The organism is Limnobacter sp. 130, assembly GCF_902506325.1.
In the GTDB taxonomy this organism is placed as follows: Bacteria; Pseudomonadota; Gammaproteobacteria; order Burkholderiales; family Burkholderiaceae_B; genus Limnobacter.
Genome location: NZ_LR732333.1, coordinates 195,664 through 217,537, shown reverse-complemented (window position 1 = coordinate 217,537; position 21,874 = coordinate 195,664). Strand labels below are relative to the sequence as shown.

Below are 21,874 nucleotides of genomic sequence, written 5' to 3'. Positions count from 1 at the left end.
TCTTAAATGCGCTCGATTCTGACTTTTTCCTGAAACAGGATCGAGCTTAAAAACGTTGCAAAAAGCGAGTACAACAGTGCTGCAAGCACCGCCCACCAGAAACCGTTTACCTGGAAACCTTCAAGAATGGAGCCGACCCAGTAAAACATCAATCCATTCAAAATGAAGTAAAACAACCCCAGTGTCAGCACAGTCAAAGGCAAGGTCAAAATTAACAACACCGGTTTCACAATGGTGTTGACCAAACCAAGAATCAGTGCGGCCCACAATGCAGCCCAAACCCCCTCAACAACCACACCAGGCAACAGGTAAGCCACACCCATCAGTGCCACCGCGTGCAAAACCCAGCTCAGCAAGAGTTTCAAATCCATTCCTCCAAGTTCAGAAAACAAGTGATGTACAATCAATTTGCTTGGCTGCCAAGCTAACACATTTCAAGAAACCGGATTCAACAACAACTTTAAGCAACAACGAGAATTTCAGAATGGATGTCAGTCAACGCCTAGTTTCACGCAGCTGCCCCTTTTGCCAGAACAGCGCAGAAGACTCAACGACCCTGAGTTACGGCAACAGCGAATGGCCCATGATTGAGTGCAACAAATGCCATTTTGTGTATCTGAAACGCGCGCCGGTCTACGAGCGGCTCAGCGAAGAGTTTGCCTGGGAAAAAACATCGGAAACAGAGCGGCAGGTTCGCGAAGAACGCGAACCGGTCAAACAAGGTTTGAGCCGTGCTTTTAAACACTTTCGTCAAAAAGTACTCAAGCGCAACAAACTGCCCGAGCTGATCGAAAAATACATTCCCGGCGGGCGTGTGCTGGACATAGGCTGCGCCGCTGGCGGGTTACTCGCCACCTTGCCGGCCAAGTACCAGCCGCACGGCATCGAAGTGTCTAAAGCTTTGGCACAGGCAGCCAGCGAAGTGGTTGAGCCCCGCGGGGGCAGCATCATGCACGACAACGCGCTCAACGGCATTCAAAAACTGCCCGAGAACCATTTTGCCGGTGTGCTGATGAGTGCTTTTCTTGAACACGAAGTTGAACCAAATGGCTTGCTGCAAGGCGTGGCCAAAGTGCTTCAACCTGGTGGGGTGGTCATTATTAAAGTACCCAACTACGGCTCCTGGAACCGCAAAATCCGGGCTGAAAAGTGGTGTGGTTTTCGCCTGCCCGATCATGTGAATTACTTTACCCCTGACAACCTGGAGGCGCTGATCGTGCGGCAAGGCATGAAAGTGGTTCAGTTTGGTTTGGCCGACCGGCAACCCACCAGCGACAATATGTGGATTGTTGCTGCGAAATAAGGCGGCTTGTCAGCTTGTAGCCAGCTTCACCAGTTTGTTGAGTACATACATCAGGTCTTCGGGCTGAAGCGGTTTGTGCAGCACTGCGTTCATGCCTGCTGATAATGCGCGCTTTTCATCTTCCGGGCCCACCTCACCGGTTAGTCCAATCACGGGCAAGTCAGCATTAAACGGTTGCTTTCGCAATTCACGGGTGGCCTCAAGGCCATCCATCAACGGCATTTGCACATCCATCACCACCGCATCAAAACCATGGCCGTATTGCAATAAATAAGACAATGCCTCCAGCCCATTGTTGGCTTTGGTAATGTTCGCCTGCCTGCGCACCAAAATACCTTCAAGCACTTTCAAATTCAAATCGCTGTCATCGACGATCAACAAATTCATCTTCGTGCGTATCGCGGCCACCGAATTCGTTTGAGCGGTCAAGCTGGAGGGTGTGTTTTTAAATGCATTTTGAAGTTGCAGTGGTGTCAGCGGCTTCACATAAATGGCACTGAATGCTTCACTAATCCCGTTGTCCAGCAAACGCCGCGTGTCGTCACTGCCCAGCAGCACTGCACACGGAACACCCATCAAGCCCATCGTTTTCACAAACTCAAGCCAGGCAAAACGATCAATTTGCCGCTTTGGGAAATCCATCACAATCCCGGCTACCCCTGCCGCAGAGTGCATAAAATGGCGCGCCTCTTCAAGGTTACCCACAGTAATCCGTTTGCGCCCAATCAATTCACAAGAATGCAGCAAAGCCTGGGTCTGAAACTCACTCTCTGACACCAACAACAAAGTATCGTCTGCCTTGATCAACTCGCTTGCAGGCTCCTGAGGCACCGCAAACTCAAGCTCTGCCCAGAAGGTGCTTCCGTGCCCCAGCTCGCTGGTGAAACCCAGGCTGCCATTCATCAATTCCACCAACTTTTTAACCAGACTCAGACCGAGCCCCGAGCCACCGAACTCCCGAGCAACCGAGGTATCCGCTTGGTGAAACTGCCTGAACAAATTGGCTTGACCTTGCGGAGAAATGCCCACCCCTGTGTCGCGCACCTCTATGCGCAGGCGGCAAACACTGCCTTGATTGGAGAGCACCTGCAGCGACAAATGCACATGCCCCACTTGCGTAAACTTGATCGCATTGCCAACCAGGTTCACCGCAATTTGACGGAAGCGCAACTCATCGCCCATCAATTCTCGCGGCAAATCTTTTGAAGGATCGATGATCAACTCAATGGGCTTGTTGGCCGCAGCACCCGTCATGATGCCCGACACCTTGTCGATAAACTCAAGCGTAGAAAACTGTTTGGACTCCAGCTCCATGCTGCCCGCTTCAATTTTCGAAATATCCAGCACATCGCTCACCAAATCAATCAGGTTGCGCGATGTTTTCTCCAGGCTCTCCAAAAGCAGCTTTTGATTGCTCGAGGCCGAAGTGTCCTTCAACAAATAAGTCAGCCCCACAATACCGTTCAGTGGCGTTCGAATCTCGTGACTCATGTTCGACAAAAACTCTGTCTTCGCCTGACTGGCCATTTCCACCCGGGCGTTGGCTTCGCGCAGACGCCTGTTTTTGTGGGCCAGATTGTGGGCCATCTGGTTCACTGCCTTGGACACGTCGCCCAACTCATCGTTGGTGTTGACCGCGCACACCGCATCTTCATCGCCATTGCGAATGTCATCGGCTGTGCGTTTCAGCTTGGCCAATGGGTTTAACACCCCTGTGCGCATTAACACCACCAGCATGGCAATAACCACCACAAAACTACCCAGCCCGACCGATTCCAGCAGGGTAAGGCCCTTCAGGTTTCTGGCTTGTGCGTCATTGACCTGTGTAGACCATTGGTAACCCAGCTCTGAAATGACCTGGGTTTCGGCAATCAGGCGCTCAACAATCAAACTTTCACGACGTGCCAAAAATGCCGCATTGTTGTTGCCAGGCACAAAGCCTTCGGTGAGTTCGTTGAATATGGGTTTAAGTTCAGCAAGGCTTACTTGAATATCCGAAAGCTCTTGTGGGGCCACCGACGAACTCACGGTTGTCGTGATTAAGCGCTCCAGTTCTTCCTGAGTGCGCAACCAGGCGTCGGCCACAGAGGGCGATTTGAACAGCACATACTCTTGCGTCAACACCAGCAAACTAGACGACAGGCGCGTAAGATTTTGTGCCTTTTGGGATTGCTCCAAACCTTTGAAATGCTCACTCAGAATGAACAGATTACCCAACACCAACAGCACCGCGCAAACAATGGTGCTGAGAATAGCGAGGTTAATTTTGGTGGCAACGCGCACTAAGACTTCCCTTTACTGAAGCGACACTGCGCCAGGGTCTACAGTTTTCAAAAAAGCGGGGTAGAAAAACCCGGTGAAGTTCGGCTGATGAGGGTTACCAGGCACATGCCCTTCGCGAATTGCCCACCTGGCCTGCCCTTCCATTGTGCGCGGTAATGAGCGATTCAAACTCAAACGGAAACGATAGTTGTCAAAAATTCGATCGACTAGCACCACAGGAATTTTCAAACGCTTCGCAGCGAGCGCCTTGGCTTTGTCGGGATGCATTTGTATGAACTGGGTGCTGTCCTTTAAGGCCCGAACAATGCGCTCGATTTCCTTGGGTTTGCTTTTGATCACATCTTGCATGGCAATCAGGTTGAATGTTGCGGTGTACAACTTGGGAATGGGTACCAACATCACCTCGGCGCCCAGCTCCAGTTCAATGCGCGAAGCGAAAGGCTCCCAGATGCACAGCGCATCGACCTCTTTGTTGGCCAGTGCCATTAGTGCAGTTTCCGGAGTAATTGCTTTTAACTTCACCGTGTCGGGATCGATACCGTTGTACACCAGCACAGAGTCCAACACATACTGGCTTGCACTGCCCTTTACATACCCCAGTGTTTTGTTTCGAAGTTGGCCAGGCTGATTAATTTTCGCCTCTGTGCGCGCCACCACTTTCAAGTCGTTCGAACCGCTGACAAAGCTGGTCAAGATCGCAAAATCGTTGCGAGTAAAACTACTGAACACCACAGGCAACTCAGTGGCTGTGGAAAGGTCGGTTTGGCCATTCAGCATGTTTTTTATACAGCGATTGCCGCCCACGCAATTCATGAACTCGACGCTGACACCATGCTTTTGGAAAAACCCCTCTTCCTCGGCCACATACAAAGGCAAGGAGAGCACAGTTTCAGACACACCGATGCGCAAGGGCGCAGCCTGCGCAACCAGCGTTGACAAAAAAATGCTAAAAAAAAGTGCAGCGCGGATCATTCAAACTCTCTGATGACAGTGGACCCCTAAAAAGTGTAGGGGCATTGTTACATCAGAAAACTACCAAGAAGAAACACAAAAAGCCATCTCTTCCCGACATTGAATGATCAAACACTCAAGGAGTGTCGCGGGCGATGAACAAAGGGTTACGCCTTTTACTGCGTAACCCTGATTGACTTGAATTTAGAATGCAAAAGTGGCAGTCAGGTTCAAGCCATCCGCCTCAATGTTGTCTTTGTCGTACAGCATTTCGTAGCCTGCGCGAATGTTCACATTGCCTGCGGTGTACATCACACCGCCGCCGTAGTTCAGACCACCGTCGTCATCGCTGGTGTTAAAGCCCGGGCCGCTGATATTGGCGTCCAGAAAACCATAACCCAATGTGCCATACAGCGAGAACTGGTTGTTCAAAGGCAATTTACCCAGCAAGTTGGCACCAATGTAAGAGTCTACTTTGGCGCGGAACGCACCAGAATTTTCCTCGTCTACCCCAGTGAGCAAACGACCCTCAACAGCCAGGTTGGGGCTTAGTTCATAGCCACCCACCACGCCAAGTGTGTCCACATCGAGTTCCACACCACCCATTCGGCTGTCGGTAATACCCAAGCTGTTGTAAGTGGCACCCAGGTAAGGGCCTTCAGCAAAAGCTGGGCTGGCTGCAGCGGCAGACAATACGGCAACAGAAATTAATTTTTTCATGGCTGACTTCCTATGGTTGTTTTAGATACTGCGCCCCCCTTGGGAGGGGCACGATGTCTAACGCAGGAAATTAGCCTTCGGGTTACAAAAACCCGTGATACGCAGTAATCAGGCCGCCAAAGGTGCCTGGCCCTTGCGCTTCAAGCTTGGCAAGCTGTACTTGAATGCACGGCCCACCACAGTGGAGAACTGCTTGAACAAGGAGGCCTTGTTGTAATGCTGGCCATAGCGTTTGCAAATTTCCTGCACTTCAACCGACATTTCCGCGTAGCGGTGCGCAGGCACCTCGGGGAACAGGTGGTGCTCGATCTGGTGGCTCAGGTTGCCCGACATGATGTGGAACAACTTGCCGCCTGTCAGGTTTGAAGATCCCTTCAACTGACGCAGATACCAGTGCGCCTGCGACTCGCCTTCAATAATCGACTTGTCGAACACCTCGGAATCGGCTGTAAAGTGACCACAGAAAATAATCACAAAGGTCCAGTAATTGCGAATGATGTTGGCAAGAAAGTTACCTGCCAACACGGGCAAGAAAAACGGACCGGCCAAGAGCGGGAAAAACACATAGTCTTTCGCAATCTGGCGGCCTGCCTTTTTGAAGGTGGGAATGGCGCGGTCTTTGGTTTCCTTCAGGGTTTTCTCGCCGTTGATTACTTTTTCAAGCTCAAGGGTTTGCAAAGCCAGCAGGTTTTCAAAGAAGGTGGCCAAAATCACCATCAAGGGCACGTTCGCCAAAAAGCGTGGCTCCCATTTTTGCTCGGGGAACAAACGCAACACGCCGTAGCCAATGTCGTGGTCTTCGCCCAGCACGTTGGTGTAAGTGTGGTGGCGGTAGTTGTGGCTGTAGCGCCAGTTGTCGGCGGTACACCAGGTGTCCCACTCGTAAGTTTGACCAGTCAAACGCTTGTTGTTCATGAAGTCGTATTGACCATGCATCACGTTGTGGCCCAACTCCATGTTTTCCAGAATTTTCGACACACCCAAAGTTAACGTACCCAGAATGAATGCTGGCGGAAAAATGCCAGCCATCAACATGCCACGGCCCGCAATTTCAGTGTAGCGAACAGCTTTTTCAATCTTGGTGATGTACTTGGCATCGCGTTCGCCTACATCCGCCAAATGCTTTTGGCGAATCGCTTCAATTTCAGCACCGAACTGTTCCAGTTCAGCGGGGCTCAATTTGCGGTCAGCTTTTCTCATGATTTGCTCCAGTATTTTTAAGTTTTGCTTTTACAGGTCCAGTGAAACCGGGCCTTGGGCGGCGTTGATACACAAACGCAGCGCCGTGTTGTTGGTGCCGCACACCGATTTGTTTTGCATGTTTTGCGTAGTGCCTGTCAGCTTTTCGCATGAACAGGTGTTGCAAATGCCCATGCCACAACCGTGCGGTGGGTTAATGCCCTGCTCTTGCAGCGCTTTCAGCAGTGGCTTGTTGTTGCTCACTTCAAGAATGCGATTGCTTTTGGTCAGGGTCACAGTGAATGTTTTCACCTCGGCGTTTTCATCCACGCCGAGCGCCATGGGCGTGAACGACTCGGCATGGAAACTCTTGGGCGTATCGCCCAGAATGCCGCGCAGTGCGCTCATAAAACCATCGGGGCCGCAGGCATACACATCGGTGTTGTCCAGGGTGCATGCCACGGCAGCAAACTGCTCTGCGCTTGGGCGACCGGCCAAATCACCTTCAGCCAGGTTGGCACCGCTTTCCAGCAAACGCACATACTTGAAGTGTTCGTTGGCTTTTGCTTTCAGGATTTCGTCGAACAACACGTCTTCGGGGTTGCGGGCCCAGCTCATCAGCGTTACATCGGCTGGCCAGCCTTGGGCTTCCAGTGTTTCAATCAGGCTGATCATGGGTGTAATGCCGCTACCGGCTGCAAGCAACAGCATGGTGGGGCGCTCGGTGTCCAGATTCGGCTGCGTATGTGAAAGAGTCATGTCACCGAATACATCGCCGAGTTCAACCACTGCACCCACTTCCATTTGGTTCACCACGAAGCGCGACACCAAACCGGTTGGGGTTTGCTTAATTGTTAAGCGCACCAGGCCGCTTTCAGTGGGGGCATTGCTGAAGCTGTATGAGCGGGTGTGCACCACACCATCAATCGTGACGCTCAGGTTCACGTGCTGGCCGGCTTCAAAACCCTTGAACAAGGCATTGGGGCGCAACCACAGGCTGACTGCATCGGCTGTTTCACGGTCAATGCGCACCACCTCGGCCAGGCAACGGTCAGCAGAATGGGTGCTGCCAGCTTGCTCAAGCCAGAAAGTCACGAATTCCTGACCCAGAATTTTGGAGAGTCCGCGGACTACTTTGTTGGACAGTTGGCTGTTGGTTCTCATTGCGTTTTCCACGTTAGTGAACAGATGTGCACTAATGTACATAAAAACGCCTGTTTTTCGCAAGAAATTTTGGTGAAAAAACTAGAATAAAGTGTCAGAAGAGTACAACTGTACACCCAATTATTTTTATATGCTATTGATTTTATGTATTTTTTTAAAAAATGGAAGAAATCAATATTCAGTGAACATTTTTTAGTTTTCTTCAATTTTTGCTGTATTTTTGACTTGAAAATAGAAAACCCAAGCGTATTTGCATATCATTTTCTTATAAAAATGATAGACAACGTGATTTGATGGAACTAAATTAACGTCTAACCATTTTGAGTATCATTTCTTTGAAAATTTGACACTCAAACTAATTTACCTATCCTTGCAATTCAGTATCAACCCACAAATTAACCATGAATCTGAATTTAAGTAACGCAGTGCACTATCACTACGATCAATTCCCACCGGGCCCGCTGAACTACGGGAACATGATCGATGCGCTGCTTAAGGCCACCAGTGCATTGGCTCGATACGATCAAATGCTTAAAAACATGCACAACAGCGAAATACTGTTGGCCCCCCTGAGGAATCAGGAAGCTGTGATTTCATCACGCATGGAAGGTACCATCAGCACCATGGATGAAATTTTACGCTACGAGGCAGACCACGCCGACGACAGCGAAAATGCAAGCAATGTGCGGTCTGAAGTGATAGAAACCATCCTTTACCAAAGGGCGCTTAAAGCGGCGCAATCTGCACTGAACGACGGCTATCCGATTTCGCAATCCTTGATCAAGGGAATTCACCAGCGTTTGCTTTCGTTTGGGCGGGGTGCCACCAAATCACCTGGCGAATTCAAAACAGAGCAAAATTACCTCGCTGGGCTCGACACACTGTTCGACTACATCAACAACAACCAAGATCCGGTTTTAATCAAAACCGCACTGACTCATGTCGAGTTCGAATCACTGCACCCATTCAACGACGGAAATGGAAGAATCGGGCGCATGCTCATTACCCTCATGCTGTGGAAATCGGGAATTATTTCAGCACCCCATTTCTACATCAGCGGCTATTTTGAAGACCACAAAGACGAGTACATCGACACCATGCGCCAGGTGTCAGCGAAGGGTGAATGGACCCAATGGTGTGTGTTTTTCCTCTCGGCTGTGGAGTCTCAAGCAATACGTAACCTAACCATTGCAGAAAACATCAGAACACTTTACGAAGAAATGAAACAGGTTTTTGCCGACACCCTGTCTTCAAAGTGGAGCATGAATGCACTGGACTTTGTTTTCTCCAATCCAATCTTCAGAAACAACAGGTTCACAAGCAATGCCGGCATTCCGGTTCCCACCGCTGCGCGCTTTACCAGGGCCCTGCTAGACAATAAAATCATCCATACACTTGAGGAAGCATCGGGCCGCAGACCTGCTCTTTACTCATTCGAACCACTCATGAATTTGCTGCGCGTTTAAAGGCTCGAACTTGTCAGCTTCAACCCAGCAACGCTTTTTGATCGTTGATCATGCGGTCGGCCACAATGTTGGCATCTATTTTTAACCCACCCTCGCTGAGCTGACGGCGAATCATTTCCACCTTGTCTGCATCAAACGGGGTGGTGCTGTCCAACAACATGGTGCCCCTGGGCCTTGAAACAGACACCACCACACTGGCACCGTCTCGATCCGCTGCTATTTTCACCTCGGGTGGACGAGATGCCGCCAAAGCATCAGCCTTTTTGGGATCGGGCATGGTGAAAGCGATGGGCGGTTTTTCGTTGGAAATCATCGGCAAGGGAAATGACACTTTGTCAGACATACTCTGCACTCCGGAAGACAATCGGCCTCTTGGAACCGATCCACATTATTAGTTCAAAGTCACGGTAACAATGACCGTGTCAGAATAATTCCCCGGGCGAACGAACTGCCTTGCGGGCACATGCAGCCAACTGGGCAAATTAACCTGTGTGGTACCCGACAAACAACTGCCCAGCAAAGCCAGCAGGCAGTTCAGGGCCCCTGTTTGCATACTGGTGCCGCCGGAGCCGTCACCCAGCAAAGTTGAGCTGGCGCCACTGGTTTGGCGCAAAGTATAGCCCAACACAGAACTGGGCACGCTGGCATGCCGCATGGAGCGATTGGCTACATTGCCCGCTCCACCGCCACCATAGCTCACCGTGTAGTTATATGACCCAACAATAGTCAATACGGAAGAACAATTAATGTTCAAATTGGCCGCCTGAGTTTGGGCAGGGGCCACCACGGAATAACTCAAACCTGGCATGGAAGTCAGGGTGAAGTTGCAACTACCGATCACGGTAATAGCACTTGCAGCGTTGGCCCACAACAATGCCCCCAACAACAACATGACCTTGAGCGGTTTCATGGCTTTGACCCCACTTTATAAATTCCGGCAATGGCCGGCGAAATCTTGAGGCGCAAAGAGGGCAAATCAGAATCCATACTGACTGATTCCGGATTGACAAGGATCTGGTTGCTTTGACCCACAATGGCACCAGCATTCAAACCGCCCGTGCTCAGCAGGCCGTTGATCCGGGTTTGTACCGCAGTGAAACCACGCTCTGTGGCAGGAAGTATTTCATCCATGGCCACCAACGCGTCGCCTGGTCGGCTCGGATCGTTGGGTAGAAAACCCATCACTCGCGGCTTGTTGCCATAGTCCAAACCCACCAAACCCGACACCCCTGCCAGCAAATTACCGCTGCTGTCGTACTGCCCTTCCAATGAAAAATGATCCAGATCATGGCGTGAACGAACAAAACTCAAACCTTTGGAAACAAGCGCATAACTGTCTCGGGTTTGAATAAAACCGTTCACGCTTTGCTGGTTCAACGTGGCCCCTTGCGCATTCAAATCTGTTTTTGAATACGACAAACCTGCCATGACTGGTTGGCGACCATACCGGGAGGAAAAGGGAGAAAGTCCCAAGGACAAATTGGCGTTGACCCCACAAAAATTACTGTCGGCACCAACCGAGTCTTCACCGAACTTGCAGTACACGCTCATGAACATACCGCGTATTTGATCGGCTCGAAATGACTTGGACACCGTGAATTCATATTCAGACCCCTGCATGGCCTTTGCATACCCCAGCCGCAAGCCATGCAAGGCCTGGAAAGGCTCAAAACTAAAACCAAGTTTAACGGGCCCATTCGCGCGTTCGGCAAACAACAAGGTAGTGCCCCGTGCATAACCCATGCGCTGAATACCAGGCCCATACGCAGTTCGCCCCTGAAAACCTGCACTTAGAAAACCACCCGCCATGAAGCTGCGCATGGAAACAGCACTTTCAAGTTTCTCAGGCTTGATCGGCACACCATCGCCGTTTCGAACAGTCACCGCACTGTCTGGGTTCATGTTCATGCGCACACCACCCTGCAGGGTCAGCTGCTCGGTAACACCCTGTTCAATTTGAGCTTGCGCCGCCCAATGCTGAAGCCGATTGTCCCGGTAAACACCCGCAGAACCCAGCCACTTGCCCTTGGGCAACAGGTTTTGGCTAAAAAATACATTGCGGCTGGTTTGTACCAATTCACCTTTCTCGTTTCGATAAATAACGGTAACCTGGTTGTTGCCCTCAAACAGCGGCACATTAAACACCGACACCTCGCCAGGCCGTGCGGCCACAGTGGTTCGCGCTTCATTGTTCACCAGAACGGTCAAATCTGTTTCACTGACCAATCGGCCATTGAATACCTGCACATTGTTTTGATTCAACCCATTGGACTTGCGCCATTCAAACCCTTGCCCCAGTGCAGCGGCCAAGGGGCCAGAATCCAGCACCATTTGACCTACACGCAACTGCTTGATCGACAGGCTGGTGTTCGGGCCATGCGTTTCAGTGGCAAGCTCGTACAGCACCATGTGCCCCTGCGCCACCGACCCATCCTTGCTGGCTACCAGTTGCACACCAGGTGCATGGCTGGCCACCAAGCTATAGGCCAGGCTCACGCCATCAGGCGTCGACAAAATTTGGTAACCCAGCAAAGCAGTTTTATCGCTGGGCAAGGCATAACCTTCAAACTCGGCCTTACCAATCTGCTGTTCAGCACCGTTCGCGTGCGCAGCGGGTCGAAACTCCATTCGCTCCGGCAAATAGGCGCCGCACAATTCCTCACCAGTATCCGTTCGCACCCTGTGGGTGAGTTGCCCGCACTCCGCCTTTTGTGCCACGCGCACCCATTGCGCATTCACAGGCTTGCTAACACCATCGGCGTACCGCATTTCAAGCAGTTCATTTTCAAGCAATGGTGATTCGGTGCTGTGCGCAACCAAAGGCAACAGCAACAACAATGCGCCAAAATTGCGCAAGGCCAACATCACCGGGCGCACCGCGCATTCCTTCTAGAAAAGGGACTGAATGGGATTGGCCTGCAACTTCACCTTCAACCCCAAGCGCAAGCGAAAATCCAATTGGCTGTTCTGCACCACTGAACGCTGCTCGTGCGGTTGTTCAACAAAATAAACCATTGGGTCAGCGGGCAGACTGTCGGCTGTGCACGTGTATTGCAAGCGCACCACCTGCGTTTGCCCTTGTCCGATAACAATTTGCCTGGGTGACACCTTGAAACAAGCCGCCAAATCAGGGTTCTCGTATTCAAGCGCAAAAGTTTTTGAATACCCCGAAGTGTTCGTCAACTCCACATGGCCAAACAAGTTCTTTTTATCCAGCATGATTGCGGTCGGACTTACCGACAAACCAAATGCAACAGCCCCCGTGCTAAACAAACACAGGGCACTTGCAATCAAAATGGTGCGTGTTGATTTCATGGCTAAACAATCAGGGTTCCGGGAAAGTCACAGTGATCAACACTGTGTCGCTGTAATTGCCTGTTTTAATCGACCATTGATTCGAAGGAATTTTTCCTGTGACATTGAAACCTTGCGAACTGCCATTGCCAGTAAAAGTCACCACACCGGCTTCGCCTGGGGCCTGCCAAATGGTTGTGCCATCGGGTTTGTACAATTCATAGCTTAGAAAAACAGTGGAGTCGGTGGCATGCTTTAATCGGCGGTTAGTACCACTGGCATTTGAACCATAGCCCAAGCCAACATTGGCTGCAGTGCCCACGGTACAACGCACTTGAATGGCTGCACTCATTGACGATTGAGCTGTGGGCACATAGCTGCCCAAGTTCAAACTGACTGAAGTAGTGCCCAGCTCACAGTAATCCGCAACAACAGCACTTACGTTCAAGTTACCTGTGGCTGTAGCCGCCATGGCACTTCCAGTGATTAGACCCAAACTTGCAACAGCCAAAAGCTGCGCGAATGTCGATCGAAATTTCATGATAATTACACCCGAAAATGTTAACTAATACCCGCCATTATATTTAACGGTTGATCGGCACAAAACTTGAGAGCACCGAAGCAGAAAAATCGAAGAAAATATCCTTCAAATGGAGCCCCCCCACGAGAACAGGAAATAGAAACAAAGGTTCGGTAGGGTTGACCTGACTGACAGCGGCAAACTCGGCGCTGGTTGAGACTTAAATCGCCCTATTGAGAACGGTGGCCATAAGATCGATCTAAAAATCACAGTGCCGGGTTGAAACACAAGCGAGAAACAGTTGTTAACATTTTTTAGCGTGTGTTAGCTTTATTTACAAGCTGTGAGTAAGGCTCACTTGGTGAGCTAGTGGCCACATACAATTAATATTGAATTAATACATTTGTGCCGTGGCACCAAACCCTATTCACTCGGCGATAGACCCTCTTGCAAAAACGCAATCAGGAAATCCTGTTTTCCGCTTCAGATCTAACTTACTTCGCCGAGTGCAAACACCGCACTTGGCTTGATCGTTGCCACCTTGACACCCCCATGGAGAAAACCGCCGAGACGGAATCCATGAGACTGATCATGGACAAAGGTTTGGAGCACGAGGCCGCGCATTTGAAGGCCCTTCAAGAACAAGGCTTGAATGTTGTTGTCATTCAAGCAGAAGACTTGGCCGAAAAAATTCGACTAACCAGGGAAGCTATTCACAGCGGCGCAGACGTGGTATTTCAAGCCACCCTACGCCGTGGTACCTATATTGGACATGCCGACTTTCTGCTTCGTACCAATAAGCAAAGCCCAACTGGGCATTGGGTTTACGAAGTAGCCGACACCAAACTTTCACACCACACCAAAACCAAATTTTTGGTGCAACTGTGCTTCTACAGTGACCTGCTCAGCGACATTACCGGGCAGCTGCCAGAATACATTCACGTTGAATTAGGCACAGGGCGCCGCGACACCTACCGCGTGAACGACTATTTTGCTTATTACAGCAAACTGATGGCCGACTTTGAACGCAGCTTAAAGGTACATGCACCCACACCGGCCACATACCCCGAACCCTGTGATTTGTGCAACATGTGCCACTGGCGCGATCGGTGCAATGCGCAACGGCTGCAAGACGATCACCTAAGCCAAGTAGCCAACATCACGAAAACACAAATTGTAAAGCTGGCCTCGATTGGTGTAGCCACCATGAAAGCACTTGCGCAAGTGGGCGACCAAGCCAAAGTACAAGGCATACAAGACCCCACGCTAATTCGCCTTGTAGAGCAAGCCGCATTACAAGTTCATGAAAAGGAAACAGGCGAACAGTTGGTCAAATGCCTTGGTGATGTGCAAGAAGGCAAAGGATTCGAGCGCATGCCCCCGCCAGACGAAGGCGACTTATTCTTCGACATGGAAGGCGACCCCATGTACCCCGAGGGCCTTGAGTACTTGTTCGGCGTGTATTACTTCGAGCTGGGTGAAGCCAAATTCAGAGCGTTTTGGGCACACAACCGCATCGAAGAAGGACAAGCATTTTCCGACTTCATGAACTTTGTGAACAATCGATTAGCGCAATATCCCAATGCCCATATTTACCACTATGCTCATTACGAAAAAACAGCGCTGAAACGGCTGATGAGCGTACACGGTTTGCATGAAGACTCGGTGGACAACCTGTTGCGCCATCACAAACTGGTCGACCTCTACAAAGTGGTTCGTGAAGGTTTGCGAATTTCCAAACCCAGTTACTCGATCAAACAAGTTGAAAAGTTTTATGGCACAGCCCGCACTGTTGCAGTGACCAATGCAGCTGATTCAATTGTTGTGTACGAGCGCTGGCGGCACGAGCAAAACCCAGCATTGCTACAAAGCATCGAAGACTACAACTTCGACGACTGCAAATCGACCTGGGAACTGCGCGAATGGCTTTTGGAACAGCGCCCAGCGCACGATACATGGTTTGATAAAAACAGAGAATTGCATTCCAAGCCGCTTACGGAAAAGCAGCTTGAAATGGCAGAACAACGTGCCGCAAAACAAGCCGAACACGAGGCTTACTTGGCTGACTTACCCAGTCGCTTGGCCAACAGCACCTACACTGGCAAGCTGCCGGAGCAATACAGGCAACTGCTTTGCCATCTCATCGATTTTCACAAGCGTGCAGCAAAGCCCGCATGGTGGGCCATTTTCGAACGCCTAGAAGCCGAGCCAGAGGAACTGCTCGACGACATGGAGGTAATTGCCAACCTGCAGTTTGCAGACAAGTTGGTGAATGGGAAAATGCCGCGCCAAAGCAAATGGAAATTTCCAGAACAAGAGTTCAAGTGCAAGACAGGCGACGGAATCAAAATACTCGACCCGGATGAAATGGTTAGCGGCACCATTCACAGCATTGATGAAGACAATTGCGAACTGGTGATTAGCTGCGCTCGAACGCCCTTGAAATATGCCGCACACGGGCAAACCATGCATGTTTCAGTGGGTGCACCATTTGACACACAAATTATCGCTGACGCTGTGTGGCGTTTTGTTGAAAGTGAAATTGATGGTGATGTGGAGCAATCTGCCGTTCGGCAATTCTTGCTGCGAAAACCACCAGGCTTCTTTCACAAAAAAGCAGGCGACGTACTGGTTCAACCTGAACAGGAATGCGGGCAAAGCACACTACAACAAACCCTCGACTTGGTAAGCAATATGAACAAAAGTTGCTTGTTTGTTCAAGGCCCACCCGGCACGGGTAAAACCTACACAGGTAGCCATGTGATTGCTGAATTGATACGTCGAGGAAAAAAAGTAGCAATCAGTTCAAACAGCCACAAAGCCATCAATAATTTGGTTGAACGCACTGCACAGGTTTTGGAAGGCATGGGGCACCACTACGAAGGCATCAAAATTCGCAGCAAAGAAGACCAAGAAGTAAACGGCTATGGCCTGTCGAATTGCCAAAAGAAAGACCTGTTTGAAGACGAGACCTTGAGCAAACAGGACGCACCGGATTTGCTAGCAGGCACTGCATGGTTGTTTTCCAGTTGGCAATTAACGGGTTGCTTTGATTACCTGTTTATTGATGAAGCTGGACAAGTGGCCACCGCCAACACTGTGGCCATGGGCCAATGCGCCGACAACATTGTGCTGCTTGGCGACCAAATGCAATTGGGCCAACCCATACAAGGTGATCACCCTGGTGAAAGTGGACTTTCCACACTTGAATACCTACTAGGCCACAGGGCGACCATATCCGCAGACACTGGCGTGTTTCTGGATCAAAGCTTTCGGATGCACCCAATTGTATGCGAGTACATATCCAAAACTTTTTATGAAGGCAGGTTGAGTAATGCGCCGCAAACTGAAAAACAGCGTTTGATCCTGAGTGGTCCCTTGGCGGATCAGTTTTCCGCAACTGGAGTGTTTTGCTATCCGGTTGTGCACGATGGAAATTCGCAGAAGTGCATCGAGGAGGCTGAGGTCATCAATGGGCTTTATGCTGAGTTGATGAGGCAAACGTTTGTCGGCTCCAAAGGCGAAGAACTACCGATGAATACCGACGAGATTTTGGTGGTTGCACCTTACAACGCTCAAGTCAACCTACTAAAACGAGTACTTCCAGAGGGCGCACGTGTTGGTACAGTAGATAAATTTCAAGGTCAAGAAGCCCAAGTGGTTCTGGTTTCGATGACTACATCGAATGAAAACCATATGCCCAGGTATCTGGAATTTCTGTTCAGCCGGAACAGATTGAACGTGGCCATTAGCAGAGCGAAGAGTTTGGCTGTAGTGGTGATGAGCCCGGGGTTAGCGGAGGTGGGAAGCGAGAAACCGGAGACGTTGGGGTTGATTAATACTTTTATTGATTTGGTGAACAAAAACCAAATCACATTTTAAATTTTTCTTACCTTTTGGAGTAAATCGGTGAGTATTTCCGAAACAGTAGAGCAACTTCTAATGACCCACAATTTTAAGCCCGCTAGGACAGCGACTAAGAAAAAATCATCTTGGTTGTTACCACATTCTGGGAAAGCTTTTTATGTGAATAGAATATCCAGCGGAGGGGTTAGTTTATTAATCTTTCATCCTGAATGCAGAGATTACATTAGCGATGCAGTTCACAAGTCTGGTCTTGCGATCGGTGAAAAGTATTACCATTCTAGCAACATGAATCTTTTCCCGAAACGCGTACACACTGGGGTCACCCCAATACCCTATGGCTATCCAGTGGATGCTCTAAGTTCTTCCAACTTGGATGCATTGCTTGAAGAACTCAAAAAACTTTAATTTTCTAAAGTCTAAGTAAAAAAGACGAAGACTTCTCGGCGAGACGTCTGAGTTAAGAATTGAAAACAAATGCTCCCAAGAAAATACTAACGACCGACAAATACTAGTTTTTCTTAATAAAATTATCAATAATAAATGGCAAAAGAGACACCACAATGAGAAAACTAGAATCACTTCTTCTTAGACTGTCGCTACCTAGATTGTGTAGGCTCTACGGAGAACAGGAATTAGAGTCTATAAGTGAGCTTTACTCTCAAAAAATTACCCCGTCAAACATCATTAGTCTTTTGTTAGAGAGACATGGCAGTCAAATCCTGGCAAATAGAGAAATCAGAATTGCTGTTTGGGCCGGCCTTTATGCTGATGATCAGGGATATATACTTGATGGCCGGGTCACTTCTGGGCGAATAATTAGTAAAGATGAAGCTGAGCATTTGATCAGTAGTAGTTGGGGAAGAAAATATGCAATTACGCAAAGAACTCTAGAAGTTCTAGGACTCGATGATACTTACCTACCCCCAGTGCAATCGCTTTCTCCATCAATTGAATTTGTCAATTCTACGATGACACTTTTTCCACATCAGAAAAGACTCAAAGACACTTTGACCAGAACGCTTCTAAAAGGTGAAAAAAGAGTTTTGGTGCATATGCCGACAGGTGCCGGAAAAACAAGAACCTGCTTAGAGGCTGTCATTGACTACTGGCGTACAATCGCCAATAGGAAGGGTTGCATAGTGTGGCTAGCTCACTCTGAAGAACTATGTGATCAAGCAATAGACTCTTTTAGAGAACTTTGGGCACAACGAGGCGACGAGCCAATTAGATTAGTTCGTTTCTGGGGAGCACACAATCCCAAACCTGGAGATTTTGACGGATCTTTTGTTGTGGTGGGGTTGCCTAAAGTTGTTGCGACGATTTCCTCTGAGAAAGCTGATTCTGAAGCCCTTGCGATAGACCTAATGAGCAAAGCAGAACTTGTTGTCATGGACGAAGCGCACAAAGCAATCGCTCCGACTTATAAAATGGTTCTTCAAAACTTAATAGGTTCTGGTAGAGCGTGTCTTATCGGCCTAACAGCTACTCCCGGAAGGGGCACTCGAAATACTGATGAAGACGCAGAAGGTTCAGAGAGCAGACAACTCGCCCGATATTTTAATAACCGCAAACTAGGACTAGTAGACACAAACGGAATTCCGATTGAAAGTCCTATTGAATATTTGCAGGATCTTGGTTTTCTAGCGCGTCTCGAGAGAAAAGCAATAAAAACAGGTGTGCAACTAGAATTGACCCCGAAAGAACAAGAAACTGTGGGTCGATTCCTGGAGTTGCCAAGCTCAGTCCTACAGAAGCTAGCGAATAGCGCGACCCGTAACGCACTGATTTTGAGTGAAATAATCCGTCTAATACACCTTGGCAAACAAATAATTGTTTTTGCTCTTACCGTTGAGCACGCCAATTTTCTATCCGACCTACTCAGACTTCAAAGCATTAAATCTAGATGTATTACAGGACAAACCTCAACGATTGATCGGCAGGAGTGGATCAACTCATATAAGCGCTCAGAAATAAATGTTCTTGTTAATTTTGGAGTATTAACAACAGGTTTCGATTCGCCTAATACAAATGCAATTGTGATCGCTAGACCCACGGCATCCGTAGTACTTTATTCGCAAATGATAGGCCGAGCAATTCGAGGTAAGGAAGTAGGGGGCAATGAAACCGCGATATTAATCGATTTAGAGGACAATATTGCGGGTTTTCCATCGGAAGCTCAGGCCTTCAATTATTTTAATGATCTTTGGACATAAATATGAACACCAACCGCTCAATCATTCCAGCAAGCACAGCCATTCAAACCTTTAGAGATTCCGGTTACAAAGACACCGCAAGCGCAATATCGGAGTTAATAGACAACTCCATAGAAGCAGGAGCAGATACGATCCGTATTTTGACGTTCGAAGAGTATCAAAAAAACTCTATACGACAAAATCTTAAAGTGACAGAAATGGCAGTGTACGACGATGGCGCAGGAATGTCTCCACAGACTTTATCCATCTGTCTTCAATTCGGTAATGGTACCCGTTTAAACACACGGGATGGAATCGGTCGATTTGGAATTGGCCTTCCAAATGCTTCCGTTAGCCAATGTAGACGTGTTGAAGTTTATTCTTGGCAAGACAGCAAGTGTTTTATGACTTACCTTGATGTCGATGAAATAAAAGCAAATGCTCAACAAGAAGTGAACCCTGTCGAAGAATGTGATATGCCACTAGATCGGCTAAACGCGCTGGATTGCAGCATCAAATCACACGGGACGCTGATTTTATGGCTTAAATGTGATCGATTAGACATGGCGAAAGCCTCTACGTTATTTAATAGGATGGAAAATCAACTGTGTCGAGTGTATCGACACTTTCTCGACTCTGACGACACCTATGGTCGACGGAGAGATATTCGTTTAGTAGAAATAATCAAAGGCGAAGCAGAGCCTAGATATCGAAGTCTTAACGCAAACGATCCATTGTATTTAATGGCACCGAACACTTTACCTACAGCAAATACTGAAATTACTAATTTAGCCTGGGATCCGATAAACTCGGTAGGTGTAGAAATAGGTGGAATGAATGAATTCAAAAAGGAATATGTCATTTACCTAGACATTCCGTATGATTTTGAGGGCAATACTTCATTAATAGAAATTCGCTTTTCGATCGCAAAATCTACCACACAAAAGAAGGGAGGAAACTCTGCTCTTGGTCAGCACTATAGAAAAAATACTGGAATTTCCTTTATGAGAGCTGCAAGAGAAATCGATTTCGGTGTTTTCGGTTATTTTAATCCGCAAGAGGAGCGGCAGCGTTGGTGGGGATGCGAAGTACGCTTTTCCCCTGTCCTTGACGAGCTATTTGGGGTTACAAATAACAAACAAAGTGTGCGAGGAGTAGACTTTTTTGATCTCAAAAATGAAGCTGACTCATTTGGCGGAGCACTTGCAATTGATGAGCTTCGAAAGGATGATCTTAAATTCAATCTTAGGTATGAATTATCTAAAATCATTCAAGGAAATTTATCTGCTTTAATGAATGAAATTACATCGCGCGGTGCAGGTAAGAAAGCAGTAAACAGTGAACTGTCTTTGGACAAGTCAGGAACAATCGCCAATCAACAACTACAAGCTGTAAATAAACCTACTAGAGCATCAGAAGAGGGAAAAACAAAACCTCAAGAACAAAAACTCGCAGAATGGACTGAACTACTACTTGGAGGCGACAGCTCACTTTCAACTAACGAAGCTCGTATGCTTGCTGAAACGAAAGTTGATCTTAAAATCGACAAAAGCTTTGATCAATGGCCAGGTAGTCTTTTTATTGATCCCAGAGTAACCGGCTCGACTTCTACTCTTGTAATAAATAGAAAACATGACTTCTTCACTCAATTATACGAGCCTCTTACAAAAGACCAAGAGCACAAATATTCGGACGCTTTAGATTTGATGCTTATGGCGTACGTTAGAGCAATTGATGAAATGTTGGGACATGAAGAAACCATCGAAATTCTTAATACCAAATGGGGCGATTACGTTACGAAATTCCTAAAAGCCTTGAAAACTGATGCTTAGATAAAAAATAAAAAGTATATGCCTAGAATTATTTCTACAATGGAAAATATACATTGAAAAAAAATCATACTGATTTCGTGAATCTCGTAGAAAAAATACGATTTATTTCGGAGAAAACAATCTTATCTGAGCTATATAGTTTATTTTCTCAGACTCACGAATCGGTGTCTATTTTGACAGCCTTCTGCACTGATGACGTTTTTAGACTTCTATGCAAAAGCATCTCTAAAAAACCAAAAAAAACTCTTCTTGCACGCTTTAGACCATCGGACGTAATATCAGGCGCATGCGATCTTGCAGTCATCAAACGCGCGATCGATGAGGATTTTAACGTTTTCATAAATCAACAGTTTCATGGAAAGATTTATCGAGGAGACCACAAAGTAGTTATTGGAAGCTCCAATATGACATCTAATGGTCTTGGACTAAGAAACAACAACAGCAATGTTGAACAAAACTGCCTGTTAGATCTAGATGAATTATTGAGCAGCAGAATTGAAAATATACTAAATATTTCCACACCAATAGATCTCAAACTACTTAATCTCATGAAAGATAGAATTAATGAGATTAATTTATTAAAAGAAGATCCTCAGTTAATTTTCAATGATTTATGGAATATAAAATCAATCGATGAAACCATATCCTCTAAAACTGAAACTATAGAATATGAGAATCGCTCTCTGACAGCTTTTAGCCAATGCTTATGGAGCCAACCTAATTTTCGAAAAACCAAAATGGATAATTTATATAGCCATGATATGGAACTATTAGGATGCCCAACGGATTTCGATATAAACTCTAATCTAGATTACATAGCCTATGCCCTAGAACGATCAACCCAAATAATTTGGCTAAAAAACTTAATTCTTAACTCTAAAACATATCCTCGAGAAGGGGCACGGTTTGGGTTGGTAAAAGAAAAGCTGAAAGCCCTGATGCAGCCGAATAACAAAATGGAACGTGATTTTTATAGCTTTCTTGTCAACAATCTATTCTCTTGGATCAAACATTGTGAACCATCAGATGAGTGTACATTAAAGATATTAAGACCAAATCACACTGAGATAGCTGTTTTTAAATAACAAATTTTCAACCAAAGC

At 47.7% G+C, this 21,874-nt stretch carries 18 protein-coding genes; 7 read left to right on the top strand and 11 right to left on the bottom strand.

Annotation, left to right across the window (positions count from 1 at the left end):
* Positions 1-2: 2 nt before the first annotated feature.
* Positions 3-365 (bottom strand): phage holin family protein, encoded by a 363-nt coding sequence (locus tag FRIGORI9N_RS14950; RefSeq protein WP_201301518.1) that lies wholly within the window; start codon positions 363-365, stop codon positions 3-5.
* Positions 366-484: 119 nt separating this feature from the next.
* Between FRIGORI9N_RS14950 and FRIGORI9N_RS14945 the strand changes: the two genes are divergently transcribed.
* Complete coding sequence (locus FRIGORI9N_RS14945; RefSeq protein ID WP_159572771.1) at positions 485-1,303, top strand: bifunctional 2-polyprenyl-6-hydroxyphenol methylase/3-demethylubiquinol 3-O-methyltransferase UbiG; 819 nt, start codon at positions 485-487, stop codon at positions 1,301-1,303.
* Positions 1,304-1,312: 9 nt separating this feature from the next.
* Here the strand turns inward: FRIGORI9N_RS14945 and FRIGORI9N_RS14940 are convergent, their stop codons facing one another.
* The 5 genes from FRIGORI9N_RS14940 to FRIGORI9N_RS14920 form a co-directional block, all read right to left on the bottom strand.
* The gene (locus FRIGORI9N_RS14940) at positions 1,313-3,586 is read right to left on the bottom strand and encodes an ATP-binding protein (RefSeq protein ID WP_159572769.1); all 2,274 of its coding nucleotides are present in this window, start codon (positions 3,584-3,586) and stop codon (positions 1,313-1,315) included.
* Between the two features lie 12 nt (positions 3,587-3,598).
* Entirely contained in the window at positions 3,599-4,558 is a 960-nt protein-coding gene (locus FRIGORI9N_RS14935; protein WP_159572767.1) for an ABC transporter substrate-binding protein, read from the bottom strand.
* A gap of 183 nt (positions 4,559-4,741) precedes the next feature.
* A complete protein-coding gene (locus FRIGORI9N_RS14930; RefSeq protein ID WP_159572765.1) occupies positions 4,742-5,257 on the bottom strand; it encodes a porin family protein in 516 nt (171 codons plus the stop codon).
* A 108-nt stretch (positions 5,258-5,365) separates the two neighbouring features.
* Positions 5,366-6,457: an acyl-CoA desaturase gene (locus FRIGORI9N_RS14925; protein WP_159572763.1), complete on the bottom strand. Its 1,092-nt coding sequence runs from the start codon at positions 6,455-6,457 to the stop codon at positions 5,366-5,368.
* A 30-nt stretch (positions 6,458-6,487) separates the two neighbouring features.
* Positions 6,488-7,600 (bottom strand): ferredoxin reductase, encoded by a 1,113-nt coding sequence (locus FRIGORI9N_RS14920; protein ID WP_159572761.1) that lies wholly within the window; start codon positions 7,598-7,600, stop codon positions 6,488-6,490.
* Between the two features lie 401 nt (positions 7,601-8,001).
* Between FRIGORI9N_RS14920 and FRIGORI9N_RS14915 the strand changes: the two genes are divergently transcribed.
* On the top strand, positions 8,002-9,066 hold the full coding sequence (locus FRIGORI9N_RS14915) for a Fic family protein (protein ID WP_159572759.1): 1,065 nt from the start codon (positions 8,002-8,004) through the stop codon (positions 9,064-9,066).
* Between the two features lie 19 nt (positions 9,067-9,085).
* On the opposite strand, the gene FRIGORI9N_RS14910 is transcribed toward FRIGORI9N_RS14915, so the two are convergent.
* From FRIGORI9N_RS14910 to FRIGORI9N_RS14890, 5 genes are read right to left on the bottom strand one after another with little or no spacing between them, the layout of a single operon-like run.
* On the bottom strand, positions 9,086-9,409 hold the full coding sequence (locus FRIGORI9N_RS14910; RefSeq protein ID WP_159572757.1) for a flagellar biosynthesis anti-sigma factor FlgM: 324 nt from the start codon (positions 9,407-9,409) through the stop codon (positions 9,086-9,088).
* A gap of 48 nt (positions 9,410-9,457) precedes the next feature.
* Positions 9,458-9,976, bottom strand: a complete 519-nt coding sequence (locus FRIGORI9N_RS14905) for a spore coat protein U domain-containing protein (RefSeq protein ID WP_159572755.1) — start codon at positions 9,974-9,976, stop codon at positions 9,458-9,460.
* Positions 9,973-11,943 carry a hypothetical protein gene (locus FRIGORI9N_RS14900; protein WP_159572753.1) on the bottom strand — a complete coding sequence of 657 codons (1,971 nt, stop codon included), beginning with the start codon at positions 11,941-11,943 and terminating at the stop codon, positions 9,973-9,975. Before FRIGORI9N_RS14900 ends, FRIGORI9N_RS14905 begins: the two co-directional genes overlap by 4 nt.
* 12 nt (positions 11,944-11,955) lie before the next feature.
* Positions 11,956-12,381 carry a hypothetical protein gene (locus FRIGORI9N_RS14895; RefSeq protein WP_159572752.1) on the bottom strand — a complete coding sequence of 142 codons (426 nt, stop codon included), beginning with the start codon at positions 12,379-12,381 and terminating at the stop codon, positions 11,956-11,958.
* A gap of 10 nt (positions 12,382-12,391) precedes the next feature.
* Positions 12,392-12,901 (bottom strand): spore coat U domain-containing protein, encoded by a 510-nt coding sequence (locus FRIGORI9N_RS14890; protein WP_159572751.1) that lies wholly within the window; start codon positions 12,899-12,901, stop codon positions 12,392-12,394.
* A gap of 426 nt (positions 12,902-13,327) precedes the next feature.
* Here FRIGORI9N_RS14890 and FRIGORI9N_RS14885 point away from each other — a divergent pair, with 426 nt between their 5' ends.
* From FRIGORI9N_RS14885 to FRIGORI9N_RS14865, 5 genes are all read left to right on the top strand, one after another.
* Positions 13,328-16,762: a TM0106 family RecB-like putative nuclease gene (locus FRIGORI9N_RS14885; RefSeq protein ID WP_159572750.1), complete on the top strand. Its 3,435-nt coding sequence runs from the start codon at positions 13,328-13,330 to the stop codon at positions 16,760-16,762.
* Positions 16,763-16,789: 27 nt separating this feature from the next.
* Positions 16,790-17,152 (top strand): hypothetical protein, encoded by a 363-nt coding sequence (locus tag FRIGORI9N_RS14880; protein WP_159572748.1) that lies wholly within the window; start codon positions 16,790-16,792, stop codon positions 17,150-17,152.
* 155 nt (positions 17,153-17,307) lie between these two features.
* Entirely contained in the window at positions 17,308-18,960 is a 1,653-nt protein-coding gene (locus tag FRIGORI9N_RS14875) for a DEAD/DEAH box helicase (RefSeq protein WP_159572746.1), read from the top strand.
* A 2-nt stretch (positions 18,961-18,962) separates the two neighbouring features.
* Positions 18,963-20,771 (top strand): ATP-binding protein, encoded by a 1,809-nt coding sequence (locus tag FRIGORI9N_RS14870; protein WP_159572744.1) that lies wholly within the window; start codon positions 18,963-18,965, stop codon positions 20,769-20,771.
* Positions 20,772-20,824: 53 nt separating this feature from the next.
* Positions 20,825-21,856, top strand: coding sequence for a hypothetical protein (locus FRIGORI9N_RS14865; RefSeq protein WP_159572742.1), 1,032 nt, complete (start codon positions 20,825-20,827; stop codon positions 21,854-21,856).
* The last annotated feature ends 18 nt before the right edge of the window (positions 21,857-21,874 follow it).

Excerpts from the sequence above, each read along its gene's own strand:
- FRIGORI9N_RS14925 (WP_159572763.1), bottom strand. The coding sequence starts at position 6,457 with ATGAGAAAAGCTGACCGCAAATTGAGCCCCGCTGAACTGGAACAGTTC.
- FRIGORI9N_RS14910 (WP_159572757.1), bottom strand. The coding sequence starts at position 9,409 with ATGTCTGACAAAGTGTCATTTCCCTTGCCGATGATTTCCAACGAAAAA.
- FRIGORI9N_RS14875 (WP_159572746.1), top strand. The coding sequence starts at position 17,308 with ATGAGAAAACTAGAATCACTTCTTCTTAGACTGTCGCTACCTAGATTG.
- FRIGORI9N_RS14945 (WP_159572771.1), top strand. The coding sequence starts at position 485 with ATGGATGTCAGTCAACGCCTAGTTTCACGCAGCTGCCCCTTTTGCCAG.
- FRIGORI9N_RS14905 (WP_159572755.1), bottom strand. The coding sequence starts at position 9,976 with ATGAAACCGCTCAAGGTCATGTTGTTGTTGGGGGCATTGTTGTGGGCC.
- FRIGORI9N_RS14895 (WP_159572752.1), bottom strand. The coding sequence starts at position 12,381 with ATGAAATCAACACGCACCATTTTGATTGCAAGTGCCCTGTGTTTGTTT.
- FRIGORI9N_RS14920 (WP_159572761.1), bottom strand. The coding sequence starts at position 7,600 with ATGAGAACCAACAGCCAACTGTCCAACAAAGTAGTCCGCGGACTCTCC.
- FRIGORI9N_RS14870 (WP_159572744.1), top strand. The coding sequence starts at position 18,963 with ATGAACACCAACCGCTCAATCATTCCAGCAAGCACAGCCATTCAAACC.
- FRIGORI9N_RS14915 (WP_159572759.1), top strand. The coding sequence starts at position 8,002 with ATGAATCTGAATTTAAGTAACGCAGTGCACTATCACTACGATCAATTC.
- FRIGORI9N_RS14890 (WP_159572751.1), bottom strand. The coding sequence starts at position 12,901 with ATGAAATTTCGATCGACATTCGCGCAGCTTTTGGCTGTTGCAAGTTTG.
- FRIGORI9N_RS14930 (WP_159572765.1), bottom strand. The coding sequence starts at position 5,257 with ATGAAAAAATTAATTTCTGTTGCCGTATTGTCTGCCGCTGCAGCCAGC.
- FRIGORI9N_RS14935 (WP_159572767.1), bottom strand. The coding sequence starts at position 4,558 with ATGATCCGCGCTGCACTTTTTTTTAGCATTTTTTTGTCAACGCTGGTT.